The organism is Mesorhizobium sp. M0621 (assembly GCF_040320745.1).
Lineage (GTDB): Bacteria > Pseudomonadota > Alphaproteobacteria > Rhizobiales > Rhizobiaceae > Mesorhizobium.
Map to the genome: position 1 here is coordinate 1 of NZ_JAMYQF010000089.1, position 15,772 is coordinate 15,772.

The 15,772-nt window shown below is 64.7% G+C and carries 13 protein-coding genes; 9 read left to right on the top strand and 4 right to left on the bottom strand.

Features of this window, described 5'->3' with window-relative positions; translation table 11 throughout:
• Positions 1 to 184: 184 nt before the first annotated feature.
• From NKI38_RS32075 to tauA, 4 genes are all read right to left on the bottom strand, one after another.
• On the bottom strand, positions 185 to 367 hold the full coding sequence (locus NKI38_RS32075) for a hypothetical protein (RefSeq protein WP_352664694.1): 183 nt from the start codon (positions 365 to 367) through the stop codon (positions 185 to 187).
• A gap of 30 nt (positions 368 to 397) precedes the next feature.
• Positions 398 to 1,258 (bottom strand): ABC transporter permease subunit, encoded by an 861-nt coding sequence (locus NKI38_RS32080; RefSeq protein ID WP_352664696.1) that lies wholly within the window; start codon positions 1,256 to 1,258, stop codon positions 398 to 400.
• Positions 1,255 to 2,046 carry a taurine ABC transporter ATP-binding protein gene (locus NKI38_RS32085; protein WP_352664698.1) on the bottom strand — a complete coding sequence of 264 codons (792 nt, stop codon included), beginning with the start codon at positions 2,044 to 2,046 and terminating at the stop codon, positions 1,255 to 1,257. The genes NKI38_RS32080 and NKI38_RS32085 overlap by 4 nt, the downstream gene beginning before the upstream one ends.
• Positions 2,047 to 2,247: 201 nt before the next feature.
• Positions 2,248 to 3,261 (bottom strand): taurine ABC transporter substrate-binding protein, encoded by a 1,014-nt coding sequence (tauA, locus tag NKI38_RS32090; protein WP_352664700.1) that lies wholly within the window; start codon positions 3,259 to 3,261, stop codon positions 2,248 to 2,250.
• A gap of 935 nt (positions 3,262 to 4,196) precedes the next feature.
• On the opposite strand from tauA, the gene NKI38_RS32095 reads away from it, so the two are divergent.
• From NKI38_RS32095 to NKI38_RS32135, 9 genes are all read left to right on the top strand, one after another.
• Positions 4,197 to 4,670: an RrF2 family transcriptional regulator gene (locus tag NKI38_RS32095; RefSeq protein WP_352664702.1), complete on the top strand. Its 474-nt coding sequence runs from the start codon at positions 4,197 to 4,199 to the stop codon at positions 4,668 to 4,670.
• A 31-nt stretch (positions 4,671 to 4,701) separates the two neighbouring features.
• Positions 4,702 to 6,036, top strand: a complete 1,335-nt coding sequence (locus NKI38_RS32100) for an FAD/NAD(P)-binding protein (protein ID WP_352664704.1) — start codon at positions 4,702 to 4,704, stop codon at positions 6,034 to 6,036.
• 336 nt (positions 6,037 to 6,372) lie between these two features.
• Positions 6,373 to 7,794 carry a pyridoxal-phosphate dependent enzyme gene (locus NKI38_RS32105; RefSeq protein ID WP_352664706.1) on the top strand — a complete coding sequence of 474 codons (1,422 nt, stop codon included), beginning with the start codon at positions 6,373 to 6,375 and terminating at the stop codon, positions 7,792 to 7,794.
• Positions 7,791 to 8,960 (top strand): trans-sulfuration enzyme family protein, encoded by a 1,170-nt coding sequence (locus NKI38_RS32110; RefSeq protein ID WP_352664708.1) that lies wholly within the window; start codon positions 7,791 to 7,793, stop codon positions 8,958 to 8,960. Before NKI38_RS32105 ends, NKI38_RS32110 begins: the two co-directional genes overlap by 4 nt.
• Positions 8,961 to 9,155: 195 nt before the next feature.
• Entirely contained in the window at positions 9,156 to 10,127 is a 972-nt protein-coding gene (locus NKI38_RS32115) for a GlxA family transcriptional regulator (RefSeq protein WP_352664710.1), read from the top strand.
• Between the two features lie 320 nt (positions 10,128 to 10,447).
• The gene (locus tag NKI38_RS32120; protein WP_352664712.1) at positions 10,448 to 11,752 is read left to right on the top strand and encodes a M24 family metallopeptidase; all 1,305 of its coding nucleotides are present in this window, start codon (positions 10,448 to 10,450) and stop codon (positions 11,750 to 11,752) included.
• Positions 11,753 to 12,005: 253 nt separating this feature from the next.
• The gene (locus NKI38_RS32125) at positions 12,006 to 12,686 is read left to right on the top strand and encodes an isochorismatase family protein (RefSeq protein WP_352664714.1); all 681 of its coding nucleotides are present in this window, start codon (positions 12,006 to 12,008) and stop codon (positions 12,684 to 12,686) included.
• Positions 12,687 to 12,697: 11 nt separating this feature from the next.
• Complete coding sequence (locus tag NKI38_RS32130) at positions 12,698 to 13,645, top strand: alpha/beta hydrolase (RefSeq protein ID WP_352664716.1); 948 nt, start codon at positions 12,698 to 12,700, stop codon at positions 13,643 to 13,645.
• A 356-nt stretch (positions 13,646 to 14,001) separates the two neighbouring features.
• On the top strand, positions 14,002 to 15,642 hold the full coding sequence (locus tag NKI38_RS32135) for an ABC transporter substrate-binding protein (RefSeq protein ID WP_352664718.1): 1,641 nt from the start codon (positions 14,002 to 14,004) through the stop codon (positions 15,640 to 15,642).
• The last annotated feature ends 130 nt before the right edge of the window (positions 15,643 to 15,772 follow it).

Below are 15,772 nucleotides of genomic sequence, written 5' to 3' on the forward strand. Positions count from 1 at the left end.
GACTCAACTGACCCAGAACACGATCCACCATCGCGAATCTCCCTGCTCCAACCTCACAACAGAATCACTGATCGGCTTCTGTGCAAAGATCTCCTCGTGGGGGAGATGTCCGGCAGGACAGAGGGGGGCGCGACGGATCGCCGCTCGTCTCCATCGCTGCGTTGATGCTCCGGCCACTCCTTCACTACGACCAATACTGCCACGCCCAGTAAAAACTCTCGTCGCGCGGCGGCAGCCGGTCGCGCTCGGCATCCCAGCGCACCGGCACCGGCGATTTCGGTTGCTGTTCAAGCGGCTGGCTTTCCCTGGTTCGGGCGAGAAGCCAGTTGCCGAACTGGGCGAACAGCACGGCGGTGGAATGGGTCATCGTCATTCTCTCCTGCTCTTCTGGTTCCAATCACTCCCGTCCGGCCCACGGGACGAGCACGCGCTCGATCCTGCGGATGGTGAATTCGAGCACGAAGGCGATGGCCGCGATCACCAATATGCCCATCACCACGACGTCGGTGACCAGGAACTGGGCGGCCGACTGAATCATGAAGCCGAGCCCGCGCGTCGCCGCCACCAGTTCGGCGGCGACCAGCGTCGACCAGCCGGCGCCGAGCGCGATGCGCAAGCCGGTCAGGATCGACGGCAGCGCGCTGGGCAGGATGACGTGGCGGACCACTTGGGCCCGGGTCGCGCCGAGCGAGCGCGCCGCGTTGACGCGCTCCTGCGACACGCCGCGAACGCCCGAGGCGGTCGACAGTGCCACCGGCGCCAGCATGGCGATGGCGATGACCAGGATCTTCGACGGCTCGCCAATGCCGAACCAGATGATGACCAGCGGCAGATAGGCAAGCGGTGGGATCGGCCGCAGGAATTCCAGCAGCGGATCGAAAATGCCGCGCCCGATGGTGCTGATGCCGATAGCGAGACCCACCGGCACACCGACAACGATGGCCGCGACCAGCGCGGCAAAGACCCGACCCAGGCTGGCGACCGCATGCTGGAGCAGCGTTGCATCGACGAAGCCGTCACGGGCGACGACGATGAACTTGGTCCATACGGCGACGGGCGAGGGCAGGAACACATGCGACACCAGTTGCAGGCGGGCCGACAGCGCCCACAGCGCCAGCACCACCAGAATGGTGACCGCGCTGACCGCGCGCGCCGAAATGCCTTTGCGCTTTGGGCTTGGCTGCGACCACGGCACCGAAAGGCCATCAGCCTTGTCGATCTTGTGTCCCGGCCGCTCCGTGTAGGAAGTAACGGTCATGCCGCTTCTCCTTCGAAGATAGCGTCGGTCAAGTCCGCGCGGGCTTCGGAAAAAATCGGATCGGCCTTGATGGTGCGAATAGCCTCGCCGGCCGCGTAGCGCCTGGAGAAACCAGGCTCGAAGCTCCGCACCACGCGGCCCGGTCCGGGCGCCAGCACGACAATGCGGGTGGCCAGCACCAGCGCCTCCTCGATGCCGTGCGTCACCATCAGCACGCCGACATCGCTAGCCGTCCACAAATCGAGCAGCGTCGTCTGCATGCGTTCGCGCGTCAGCGCGTCGAGGGCGCCGAGCGGTTCGTCGAGCAACAGGAATTCAGGTTCGGCGGCCAGGGCGCGCGCCAGGCCGACGCGCTGGCGCATGCCGCCGGAAAGCTCCCAGATGCGCTTGTCGCCGGCATCGCCGAGTTTCACCAACGCCAAAAGTTCATCGGCGCGGCGCGCCCGCTCGGCTGGCCTGATGCCACGCAGCCTGAGAGCAAAGGCAACGTTCTCGCGCGCGGTCAGCCACGGAAACAGCGCATCGTTCTGGAACACCACCGCCCGGTCCGAGCCTGGCGCGGTGATCGGCCTGCCGTTGATGGAGGCACGCCCACGTGCCGGCACGATCAAGCCGGCCGCGACATTGAGCAGCGAGGTCTTGCCGCAGCCGGAGCGGCCGACCAGCACGACGAAGTCGCCCTTGGCGACATCGATAGACACACGCTCAACGGCGGGTGCGGTCTGGCCGTCATAGTGGATCGAGACCTTGTCCAGCACGAGATGGGGGTCGAGCACGAGATGCGGCATGGGTGCCTCGCAGTTCTGGAGCATGATCCCGAAAAGTGGCGACCGGTTTTCTCGGACAAACGGTTTTCGTTTCCAGAGATCATGCTCAAACAGATGGATAATCCGACTGCCCCGGAGCCGCTCCTCGTCAGCGGTTTCCGGGGCAGGCAGCACGCGGCGTCAGGGAAGAAGATCCGCGCGCGTTCCGTGTGGGTCAGGCGCTCAGTTCGAGGCCAGCGCCTCGGTGACGTATTTCGACGACACGTATTTCGAATAGTCCGGCAGCACGGCGTCGATCTTGCCTTGCTCCTTGAGGAAGGCCGATGCCGCTTCGATCGCCTTGACCGTGCCGCCGCCGAGGAATTTGTCCGAAGCCTGCTCCTCCAGCGTCGGGAAGACATAGCCCTTGAGCAGCTGCGGCACCTCTTCCAGCTTGGCGCCGGTGATCTTGGCGATCGCTGCCGCCTGTGGCGAGGACACCGACCAGGCGTCGGGCTTGGCCAGGAACTCGGCATAGGCCGCACCCGTCACCTTGACGAAGTCGCGCACCGCTTCCGGGTTCTTTTCGGCGAAGTCAGTGCGCACGATCCAGGCATCGAAGGTCGGCGCGCCCCAGGCGGCGACCTGCGAGGAATCCAGCACCACCTTGCCGGTCGTCTTGATCTGGCCGAGTGCCGGGTCCCAGACATAGGCCGCGTCGATATCGCCGCGCGAAAAGGCGGCCGCGATTTCCGGTGGCCGCAGGTTGAGGATCTCGACCGATTTCGGATCGACGCCCTCGTGCTTCAGCGCCGCGAGCAGGCTGTAATGCGTCGTCGAGACGAACGGCACGGCGACTTTCTTGCCGGCGAGGTCGGCGACCTTCTCGATGCCGGCGCCGTTGCGCGCCACCAGCGCCTCGGATTGCCCGATCAGGCCGACGACGAAGATGGTCTGGATCGGCAGCTCGCGGCTGGCCGCCGCCGCCAGCGGGCTCGAGCCGACATAGCCGATATCGACCGAGCCGGACGCGACCGCGGCGATGACGTCGGCGCCGGAATCGAATTTGCGCCAGTCGATGGTGGCCTTGGTCGCCTTTTCATAGGCGCCGTCGGCCTGCGGCACTTTCGAGGGCTCGACCACCGTCTGGTAGCCGATGGTGATCTTGAGGTCGTCGGCAACGGCCGGGCCAAGGAAGGCCGCACCGGCCAGTGCCGCCGACGAGAGCAGAATGATGCGTCGCGAAATCGTGGACATGAAAGGCTCCTGAAAAGAGAAAATCGGAATGCCCCATGATAGTCAGCTAATTCTATCGTTCTTGTAGAGTTAAATCCTTCCAAGGAAGGCGGGCTTGTTAGAAAAAAGCTGTCGGTGACGCGGTGTCGAAGCGGATGTGGTGGCTGCGGCGCGCCGTCACCGCTCCCGGCGACAGTCGTTCGCAATGGGCTCAGCGGTGCCCCCATGACTTCGTCATCCCTGGGCGGAGCAAGGAGCGTAGCGACGCAGCGCAGACCCCGGGATCCATGCCGCGACGGTGGCGCGTTGCCGCGGTGCAGGATCTTTCGCCCCGAAGGAGAGAGGCCGCGCGAAACGGCCTTTGTTCTCCACCGTTGCATTCTTCGGCCAATATCACGGCATGGATCCTCGGGTCTGCGCTGCGTCGCTGCGCTCCTTGCTCCGCCCGTGGATGACGAAGTTGGGTTCGTCTCGACAACTGTCGGCACCTCCCCGACACGCGAACAAGAATTCCCCCTCCAGGCCACTCTAGGCAAATCCATACCCCAAACAGCCATGGATTCGAAAACGCGTTCCGCGTGCTCAAGCGTAAGTATAGTATTCTTATCGACATGAGAGAGTTGGAGTCGGCGATGAGCGGCCACCACATCATCATGATCGCTCGCGGCATGGATCGGCTTTCGCCGTTGCGTCAGTCGATGCCAGCCGCAGCTGTCCCCCAGGGATCATTTGCCATCCGGCTGCCGTCAAAGCGCATTTTTGTGCTCTATAGGGCACAAGGTCGGGCTAAAATGGCTACGGCGGCTTGAAAACGAAGCAAAATCAACATTGCTCGGCTTGTACATCATGTCACTAGAATTTATGTGTCATGGCAGTCTGGACGCGGCGGCGACGCACGCCAGGCATTGCGCAACCGATGGTTCCATGCCGTCGCATGACAGAGAAATTTTGATTTCATGCTCACGAAAAAGGGTAAGTACGGCCTCAAGGCGCTTGTCCACCTCGCGCGATTGCCGGCCGGACAGCTCGCCTTCGTCAACGACATTGCCACCGGCAACAACATCCCGAAGAAATTTCTCGACGCCATTCTGGGCGAGCTGCGCAATGCCGGCTTCGTCCAGAGCCGCAAGGGCAAGGATGGCGGCTATCGCCTCGCCCGGGCGGCGGATGAAATCAAGGTCGGCCATGTCGTGCGCGTCCTCGACGGGCCGCTCGCGCCAATTCCTTGCGCCAGCCGCACCCAGTACCAGCGCTGTGAAGATTGCAACGAGGCGACATGCCAAGTCCGACATCTGATGCTCGAGGTCCGGCAGGCGATCGCCGAGGTGCTCGATCAGCGCAGCCTCGCCGAGATGCGCGATATCGCCCTCGACGACCTTCCGGTCGCGAGCGACATCGACCTTGCGGTCGCCGTGAAGGTCCAGGCCTGACGCCGACGCTTCGGGCACGGTTGGTGCAGGTATGACCGGCCGCGCGAACTCGATCATCATCGTCGGTGGCGGCGCCAGCGGCGTCGTGCTGGCCGCGCATCTCTTGAAATCGCCCAATCCCGATCTGCGCGTCACGCTGATCGAAAAGCGTCCGCATTTCGGCCAGGGCATCGCCTATTCGACGCTGCTGTCGGCGCATGTGCTCAATGTCAGTGCCGCCGGCATGAGCGCCTATGCCGACGACCCCGGCAATTTCTGGCGCTGGCTGCTGGAGCGCGGCCTGGCAAGTCAGGACCAGGCGCCGGTCTACGCGCCGCGCAGCATCTATGCCCGCTATCTCGGCGAGTTGCTCGACGAGATGGAGGCGCGCGAGAAGCAGAGCGGCCGGCTGCGGCTGATCCACGAGGAAAGCCTTTCGATCACGCCGACCGCGTCCGGCGTCGAGGTGGCGCTGGCCAACGGCACCAGCGTCGTGGCGCATCTGGCCGTGCTGGCGACCGGTCATGACGAGGAGCCGGCGCAAGGCCATGCCATCAGGATGGGTTCGGAAGCCGACATAGCGCTCCCTTCGGACAGCAGGGTCATGGTGCTAGGTACCGGTCTCAGCATGGTCGATGCGTTCCTGGCGCTGGAACAGCGCGGCCATCGCGGCGACATCATCGCGGTGTCGCGGCGCGGCCTGCTGCCCTCGCCGCATCGCAAGGGCAATCCGATCAAGCTCGACGTCGCCGACATTCCGCTCGGCACCCAGCTGTCCTATTTCGTCGGCTGGTTCCGCGACCTGATCAAGGAAAACCAGAAGGCCGGCATCGACTGGCGCGACGTCGTCGACGGCCTGCGGCCGTTCAACCAGAAGATCTGGCAGAACTGGCCGGCTTCCGCCAAGCGCCGCTTTGTCGAGCACACCAAGGCCTGGTGGGACATCCACCGCCATCGCATGGCGCCGGAGGTCTATGCGAGGGTGACCGAAGCCGTGCAATCCGGACGCATCCGCCTGGTCGCCGGCCGCGTCGTCGACATCGCCAAGGGCGGCGAATTCACCGTCCAGGTCCAGTCGCGCCACACCCAGCGCCTCGAGACATTCGAGGTCGCGCGCATCTATGATTGTTCTGGTATCGTCAGGGACATTTCCACCTCGTCGAACAGCGTCGTGCGCTCGCTGGTCGATCGCGGCCTGGCGCGGCCGGATCCGCTGCGCATCGGCCTCGACGTGTCGGCCAATTGCGAGATCATCGCCGGCGACGGCACGGTTTCGGCCAAGATCCTCGCCGTCGGCCCGCTGACGCGCGGCACCTTCTTCGAGATCGACGCTATACCGGATATTCGCGTGCAGTGTGCGAGGCTGAGCAAGCGGCTTTTGGGGTGAGTTCTGTTGGGGCCGGCGCTTTACGGCGCCCCCCTCTGGCCTGCCGGCCATCTCCCCCACGGGTGGGGAGATTGGCAGGTTCGCTGACAGCACCACCCTTCACGACGCTGGAGAGTTGGCGAAAGCCGTGGTGACAGCCAATCTCCCCACTTGAGGGGGAGATGGCCGGCAGGCCAGAGGGGGCGTGCCCCACTAACCATGCCACAACCCGGAATTTCATTCCGCATCTGGCCGGTTGATTGGCACGATCTATCTTCTTTCCGACAGCAAAGGGCTGGAAAAGAGGATACGCTGCCGCTCTGTCACGAGGCGGTCGCTTGGTCATGGAGCATCGATATGAGCGAGCACGAGATCGCCGCGGCCGACGCGTTGTCGCGCCTGCGTCCGCCCTACAAGTCGGTTCTCGACCTGATCGGCCAGACGCCGGTGGTCGAGCTGACCAAGTTCGACACCGGCAAGTGCCGGCTGTTCATCAAGCTCGAAAGCCAGAACCCCGGCGGCTCGATCAAGGACCGCATCGCGCTGTCGATGATCGCCGCGGCGGAGCGGGAGGGCAAGCTCCGGCGCGGTGGCACCATCGTCGAGGCGACGGCCGGCAATACCGGCCTCGGCCTCGCCCAGGTCGGCATCCCAAAGGGCTACCGTATCGTGCTGGTAGTGCCCGACAAGATGTCGCGCGAAAAGATCCAGCATCTGCGCGCGCTCGGCGCCGAGGTGCGCATGACGCGCTCCGATGTCGGCAAGGGCCATGCCGAATATTACCAGGACATGGCCGAGAAGATCGCGGCTGAAACGCCCGGCGCCTTCTACGCCAACCAGTTCGCCAACCCGGCCAACCCGCTGGCGCATGAAACCACCACCGGCCCGGAGATTTTTTCGCAGCTCGATGGCGACGTCGACGCGGTGGTGGTCGGCGTTGGCTCGGGCGGCACGCTGACCGGGCTTGGCCGCTACTTTGCGAAGGTTTCGCCCAAGACAGAAATGGTGCTGGCCGATCCGGTCGGCTCGGTGCTGGCACCGTTGATCAAGACCGGCAAGATGGAAGAGGCCGGCAGCTGGACCGTGGAAGGCATCGGCGAGGATTTCGTGCCGCCCAATGCCGATTTGTCGCTGGTCAAAAAGGCGTACTCCATTCCCGACAAGCAGAGCATGCTGGCGGTGCGCGACCTCTTGTCCAAGGAGGGCATCCTCGCCGGCTCATCCTCGGGCACGTTGCTGTCGGCCGCCTTGCGCTATTGCCGCGAGCAGACGACGCCGAAGCGCGTCGTCACCTTCGTCTGCGACAGCGGCAACAAATATTTGTCGAAAGTGTTCGACGATTTCTGGCTGGCCGAGCAGGGCCTGGCCGAGCATGAGCAGCATGGCGATCTGCGCGACCTGGTGATGCGCTCGCACCGCACCGGCGACACCGTCTATGTCGGCCCGGACGAAAGCCTGCTCAACGCCTATGGCCGCATGCGCCGCTCCGATGTTTCGCAGCTGCCGGTGCTCGACAATGGCAAGCTGGTCGGCATCGTCGACGAGAGCGACATCCTGGCCAAGGTCGACGGCCCCTATGACGGCCGCTGGGAGCGTTTCAACGGGCCGGTGCGCACGGCGATGACCTCCAATCTGCACACGTTGCAGGCCAGCCAGACGCTGGACGCGCTGCTGCCTGTGTTCGATCGCAACGAGGTCGCCATCATCTTCGACGGCGACGAGTTCGTCGGCCTGATAACCCGCATCGACCTGATCAACCATCTGAGGCGCGCACGATGACTTCACCCGGTAAGAACCGCCTGGCCTTCTCGACGCGCACCATCCATGGCGGCCAAAGCCATGACCCGCTGACAGGTGCTGTGATGGTGCCGATCTACGCCACCTCGACCTATGGCCAGCAGTCGCCCGGCGTGCACAAGGGTTTCGAATATGCCCGCAGCCAGAACCCGACACGCTTTGCCTTCGAGCGCGCGGTGGCCGATCTCGAAAGCGGCTCGGCCGCCTTCGCCTTTGCTTCCGGCCTGGCGGCGATCGCCACCGTGCTGGAGCTGCTCGATTCCGGCGCGCATATCGTCGCCACCGACGACATCTATGGCGGTTCCTTCCGGCTGATGAAGCGGGTCCGAAAGCGCTCGGCCAATCTGCAGGTCTCGTTCGTCGACTTCACCGATCTCGCCGCCGTGGAAGCCGCGATCCGCCCCGAAACAAAAATGCTCTGGGTCGAGACGCCGACCAACCCGCTGCTGCGCATCGTCGACCTCGAAGGCGTCGCCGCACTCGCCAAACGCAAGGGGGTTCTTTCCGTCGCCGACAACACGTTTTGCAGCCCCTATATTCAGCGGCCGCTCGAACTCGGCATCGACATCGTGGTGCATTCGACGACCAAATACCTCAACGGCCATTCCGACATGGTCGGCGGCGTCGCCGTCGTCGGCGACAACAAGGATTTGGCCGCCCAGCTGAAATTCCTGCAGAACGCCATCGGCGCCATCTCAGGCCCGTTCGACAGCTTTCTGGCGCTGCGCGGCCTGAAGACATTGGCGCTCAGGATGGAGCGCCATTCCGCCAACGGCCTCAAGATCGCGCAATGGCTGGAAGGCCGGAGCGATGTGCGCCGCGTCATCTATCCCGGCCTCGCCAGCCATCCGCAGCACGATGTTGCTATCAGGCAGATGCACGCCTTCGGCGGCATGATATCAGCCGTGCTGGATCGCGACCTCGCCGGCACCAAAAAGTTCCTTGAGCGCACGCAGCTGTTTACGCTCGCCGAAAGCCTAGGCGGGGTGGAGAGCCTGATCGAACATCCCGCGCTGATGACGCATGGGTCCATCCCGGCCGAGAAGCGCGACGAGATCGGCATTTCGGATTCGCTGGTGCGGCTGTCGGCGGGCATCGAGGATGGCGATGATCTGATCGCCGATCTGGATCAGGCGCTGGGGGGTTAGAAGGCTGATGTCACGGCGAGGAGGGCGCGGCGGCGGGTAACCTGGTTCTGTCGCGATCCTTCACACCCCCCTCTGTCCCGCCGACATCTCACAGACCTCTTCGCCGCAGCGGCGGTCAACAGCGACCCGCAACTCACCCATCGTTCGCCAATTGCCGTTGACCCCAAGCATCATCTGCCCGAAGTGTAGCGCCCCATGGCCACGCGCGAACCAGCAAAACCCACCGAAACGCCCCTCACCTTCGCGGTGCTGGTGTTTCCCGGCTTTCCGATGATGGCGTTCAGTTCGGTCATCGAGCCGTTGCGCGCCGCCAATGTCTTGGCCAAGCGGCAATGCTACCGCTGGATCATCGTCGGGGCCACCCAGGGCCCGGTCGAGGCCTCGAACGGCGTCGTCATCCAGCCGGGCTTCTATGCCGAAGACGCGCCGAAGGTCGACCGCATCGTTGTCTGCTCGGGCGGCGATGCCGATCATCTCGTAGCCGAGGACGCCGCAGGCTGGATCCGCAAAAGCCTGCGCAACGGCGCCCATATCGGCGCGGTGGCGGATGCGGCGTTCTTCCTGGCCCGCGCCGGCCTGCTCGATGGCCACGCCTGCACCTTGCACTGGACCAGCCAGGCCGCCTTCACCGAAGCCTTCCCCAACATCGAGCTCCGGCGTGACCTCTACGTCATCGACCGCAAGCGCTTCACCTCGGCCGGCGGCGTCGGCAGCCTCGACATGATGCTGGAGATCATCACCCGCGACTATGGCGCCGAACTTGCCGCCGGCGTCGCCGAATGGTTCGTGCACAGCCAGCTGCGCTCCAGCATCGACCGCAAGATGATGCCGCTGCGGCTGCGCACCGGCGTCCGCAACGAACTGGTGCTGTCGGCCATCGCCATCATGGAGGACGCGGTCGAGGAGCGGCTCGGCATGGCCGAGCTGACCGCGAAGCTCGGCGTCTCCTCCGACAAGCTCGAACGCTCCTTCCGCTCCGAACTCGCCATCTCGCCCAATGGCTACTACCGGCGCCTGCGGCTGAAGCGCGCCGCCGACCTCCTGGCGCATTCGACGCTCGCCGTACGCGACGTGGCGCTGGCCTGCGGCTTCGCCTCGATGTCGAGCTTTGCCCGGGCTTTTCGCGAGGAGCACGGGCATCCGCCGAAGCTGGCGAGACGGCATTAGGGGTGCGCTCGCTGACGGGTGAAACGTTGGCGGGCCAGCGCCCCCCTCTGTCCTGCCGGACATCTCCCCCTCAAGGGGGGAGATCGGACTGCATCTCTGCTTTCGCTAATCTCAGATGTTGCAAAGAAGAACGGCGGCATCGAAACTGCCAATCTCCCCCCTTGAGGGGGAGATGCCCGGCAGGGCAGAGGGGGGCGCCAAGGATCGCGGCGCTACTCACTTGCCAGCGGCATCCCGCACAACATCTGCGGTTTTCCGCACAATCCATCCGCCCCGCTTGCGCCATGCTCATCCCTCGCAACCCAGCCAAGGCCGTACCCATGAGCATCGTCGTATTCGACCCCGACAGCACCGAGGATGTGGACTTCAAGGACCGCATGCGCCACCCCGCGGCGGCCGATCCGGCCGGTGGCATGTGGCTGTCGGACACCGAACCGTCCTTCATCGACGCCGACGCTTTGCGAAAAGGCCGGTTGGCCAAGCTGCGCGGCTGGATGCGCGAGGCCGGCTATGGCGGCGTGGTGCTGTTCGATCCCTACAACCAGCGCTACGCCACCGGCTCGCGCAACATGTTCGGCTATTTCCTGCGCAACTCGACCCGCTACTTCTTTATCCCGACCGAAGGGCCGATCGTGCTGTTCGAGTATCCGCAGAGCTACCATGTCTCGATGGTGCTCGACACGATCGACGAGGCGCGGCCTTCCAAGCTGGTCTGGTCGTCGGTCTCCGGTCGCGACGACGAGACCGCCGGCCCCTTCGCCGACGAGATCGCCGAGCTTTTGAAAAAGCATGGCGGCGGCTCGATGAAGCTCGGCCTCGACCGCTGCAGCCATCTGCAGGCGCTGGCCCTGGAAAAGCGCGGCTGCGAGGTCCGCGATTGCCAGGGCGAAATCCTGGCGGTGCGCGCCGTCAAGACGCCGGAGGAAGTCAAATGCCTGCAGGTGTCGATGGCCGGCGCCGAGGCCGCGGTCTATGCGGTGCGCGAGGCAATCAAGCCCGGCGTCTCCGAAAACGATTTGTTCGCCATCATGTATGGCGAGGTCATCCGCCAGGGTGGCGAGTTCATCGAGACCCGGCTGCTGACCTCCGGCCAGCGCACCAATCCGTGGTTCAACGAGGCCAGCGGCCGCAAGATCCGGCCCGGCGAACTGCTGGCGCTCGATACCGACACGATCGGCTGCTACGGCTATTATTCCGACTTCTCCCGCACCTTCCGCTGCGGGCCGGGCAAGCCGACGCCGTACCAGAAATCGCTCTACCGCATGGCGCATGACCAGGTTCAGCACAACATTTCGATCGTCAAACCCGGCATGGCGTTCCGCGAGATCGCCGAAAAGGCCTGGAAGATCCCGGACCGTTTCGTCGACCAGCGCTACACCTCGGTCATGCACGGCGTCGGCATGCATGGCGAAACACCGTTCATCGCGCATGCCATGGACTACGAAACCTATGGCCGCGACGGCCATATCGTGCCAGGCATGGTGGTGAGCGTCGAAAGCTATATCGGCGAAAAGGGCGGCCGCGAGGGCGTCAAGCTGGAGGACGAGATCCTGATCACCGACACCGGCACAGAGCTTCTGTCGCGCTTCCCGTATGAGGACGAGTTTCTGGAGACGCAGGTTTGATACGGGCAACCGATGAGCGCCTCGTTACCTGGCGCCCCCCTCTGTCCTGCCGGACATCTCCCCCTCAAGGGGGGAGATTGGCAGCGTCGCCTACGGCGCTTTTTCCTGCAGCTTTGGTGATTGGCGAAGGCATTCGCGACGGCCGATCTCCCCCCTTGAGGGGGAGATGCCCGGCAGGGCAGAGGGGGGCGCTGTCCCGCCGGCATACGAAAGGGTCTTTGATTGCCTCGCCCATGCATCAGGCAGGCGCCGCATGAAAACCCCCATCGCCATCAAGCGCGGCACGGTGGCCGCAATCTTCATCGACCTGCAGGAAGAGCACCGGCAGGACAAGCGCTATCTCGTCGATGGCTACGCAACGGTCCTCGCCAACGTCCAGCGCCTGCAGGCGGCGGCGCGGCAAAACCATGTGTTGCTCTACCACTGGGCCTACATCGTCGACCTCGACAGCCAGGACCGGCCGTTTCATCCGGTCGGCGAGGACGGCAAGTCGGCCTTCTCGGACAAAAGCGATCCGCTGACCGAGATCTGCCATGAGGTGGCGCCGGCTAATGGCGAGGCGCTGCTGATCAAGGCCGAGGCCAGTGCCTTCCGCTCGGGGCCCGCGGCGCGCGACATCAAATCCGCCGGCATCGAATGGTTGGTCATATCAGGCGTCTGGACCGAGGCCTGTATCGACGCTTCGGTGAAGGACGCGGTGGCGAAAGGCTTTCGCGTGCTGCTGGTCAAGGATGCCTGCGGCAGCGGCAGTGCCGCCATGCACCAGACCGGCATTCTCAACCTCGCCAACCGGCTCTATGGCGGCGCCGTCACCGATACCGAGGGCGCTTGCCGGCTGCTGGCGGGCGAGACCGTCACCGCCTGGCAGGTCGAAGGCTCAGTGCCGCTGCGTTTCACCTTCGACAATGCGGCTCAACTTTACGCCGATCTATGACTGTCGAAAGCATGACTCGGGGCCCCTACGAAACCCGGCTCGCCCCCGAACTCTGGGCCTATATCGACGCGGTCAACGCCTGGTATCCGCCCGAAATCATCGGCCTGCCGATCGACAGGCAGCGCGAAGTCTATGACCGGATGAGCCGCGCCTTCCATCAGGGCCGCCCGCCCGGCGTCACGGCCAGCGACAGCCTGATCGCCACCGCCGGCCGCGACATTCCGGTCCGCCGCTACCGGCTCGCCGGCACGCCCGGGAAGGCGATGGTGGTCTATTATCATGGCGGCGGCTTCATCCTTGGCGGGCTCGAAAGCCATAACGACATCTGCGCCGAGCTCTGCGCCGGCACCGGTTTCGACGTGCTGTCGGTCGACTACCGGCTGGCGCCGGAGCACGTGCACCCCGCCGCCTTCGACGATGCCGTCACCGCCTTCGAATGGGCGGCGGCGACATCAGGCCTGCCGCTGGTGCTGTGCGGCGAAAGCGCGGGCGGCAACCTCGCAGCTGGAGTGGCGCAGGCGACGCGCCGGCACGCCAGTGCGGCCATCGGCCAGGTGCTGATCTATCCCGGCCTCGGCGGTGACGAAAGCACCGGCTCCTACATCGAGCACGCCGCCGCACCGCTGCTGTCGGTGGCCGACATCGCCTTCTACCGCGATGTCCGCTCGGCCAAGCGGCAGTCACTGGACGATCCGACCTTCTCGCCTCTGCGCGACACCGACTTCTCCGGCCTGCCGCCAACGGTGATCGTGACGGCCGAATGCGACCCGCTGTCGTCGGATGGCGAGGCCTATCGCGACCGCATTGTTGCCGCCGGCGGCAAGGCGTGGTGGCGCGAGGAGCCGAAGCTGGTGCACAGCTTCCTGCGCGCCCGCAACACTGTGCCGGCAGCGGCGGAAGCGTTTGCGCGGATTGTTGCGGCGGTTGGGGCGTTGGGCCGGGGTGATCTCCCCCCTTGAGGGGGAGATGTCGCCGAAGGCGACAGAGGGGGTCGTCTCGCGTAGAGCGCTAGCATCATCTTTTTGAAAGTACGAGGTCGCGTCCCGTCGTGCCGACCCCCTCTGGCCTGCCGGCCATCTCCCCCTCAAGGAGGGAGATTGGCGCCGCGCCGTTGGCGCATCTCTCCCAGCGCGGCTGCAAAGCACAAGCGCACTGCCGACTCCCCCCTGCGGAGCGCCGCACAATCACTGCGGAAAACCGAACACTCCCCAGCGTCACCCCGCTTTATCATTCCCTCAGGCAAAAGGCGTCCTGGCGATCGGATCCTCCCCGCGTCTCTCGATCGGCCGGGGCGCCCAACAACAGGGGAACGACGATGAAATTCATGCTGACCGACCGCAAATTGCACCCGCAAGCCAAACCCGTCGCCGACGATTTCAGGACCGGCGGCATCAACCGTCGCGAATATCTGGCCTTGATGGCCGGCCTCGGTGTCAGCGCCGCCGGCGCCCTGGCGCTGGGCGGGCTGGCCCCCACCCCTGCCCGCGCGGCGGAACCCAAGAAAGGCGGCGTGCTGCGCGTCGCCATGAACGTCAAGGGCTTCAAGGACCCGCGCACCTTCGACGGCGTCGAGATGTCCAACGTCGCCCGCCACTGCAACGAATATCTGGTGCGCTGGAACACCGACTTCTCCTTCGAGCCCTGGCTGCTCGAAAGCTGGGAGGCGAGCGACGACGCCAGGACGCTGACGCTGCATGTGCGCAAGGGCATTTCCTGGTCCAACGGCGACGCCTTCAACGCCGACGATGTCATCCACAACCTCACCCGCTGGTGCGATGCCTCGGTGGCGGGCAATTCGGTCGCCGCGCGTATGGGCGCGCTGGTCAATGCCGACACCAAGAAGCTGGTCGACGGCGGCATCGCCAAGGTCGACGACTTCACCATCAAGCTCAATTTGCCAAAACCCGACATTTCGCTGATCGCCGGCATGGCCGATTATCCGGCGCTGATCATGCACCGCTCCTATGAGGGGGACGCCGATCCGATGAAGGCGCTGGCCATCACCACCGGCCCCTGCGAACTGGTCAGCTCGGATGCCGAGACCGGCGCCGAGGTGAAGCGCAGGGATAAGCCCTGGTGGAAGGGCGAGTTCCACCTCGACGGCATCAAATGGGTCGACTACGGCTCCGACCCCAACGCCATGCTGTCGGCCTTCGAATCCGGCGAGATCGACACCGACCACGAAACCGCCTCCGATGCCGTCTCGCAGACCGAGCAGATGGGGCTGATGAATTCCGAGATCGCCACCGGCTCGACCATCGTCGCCCGCTTCAATGTCGGCAACGCGCCCTATGACGACATCAAGGTGCGCCGTGCCGCCCAGCTCGCCGTCGACAATTCCGCCGTGCTGGCGCTCGGCCTCGGCGGTCGCGGCAAGCCCGCCGACAACCACCATGTCGGCCCCATGCACCCCGAATATGCCGATATCGGCCCGGCCAAGCGCGACGTCGACCAGTCGAAGAAACTGCTCACTGAGGCCGGCAAGGCCGACCACGAGTTCGAGCTCATCTCCGTCGATGTCGAATGGCAAAAGAGCACCGGCGACGCCATCGGCGCGCAGATGCGCGAGGCCGGCCTGAAGATCAAGCGCACCGTGCTGCCGGCCGCCACCTTCTGGAACGACTGGAGCAAATACCCCTTCTCCTGCACCGAATGGCTCGGCCGCCCGCTCGGTGTCCAGGTGCTGGCGCTGGCGTATAAATCGGGCGCCGCCTGGAACGAGAGCGCCTACGCCAACAAGGAGTTCGACGAGCTGCTCGACAAGGCGCTGGCGACGCCGGACGCCAAGGCGCGCAAGGAGATCATGGCCAAGATCGAGCAGAATTTGCGTGACTCCGGCATCATCATCCAACCCTACTGGCGTTCGGTCTACCGGACGTATCGCAAGGGCGTCGAAGGCTGCGAACAGCACCAGGCGCTGGAGCAGCACTTTGAGAAGGTGTGGATTGAAAGCTGAGCCCTCGCCATTCTTGGGTTCCTCTCCCCCACTTTGTCTAGGGGATGCACACATCTTTTGAGGTGGATGACTCGCTTTTGATTGGTTGTTTGGCGTTGGGATGTGATTCTGTTGGCGATGCTCGGATTGA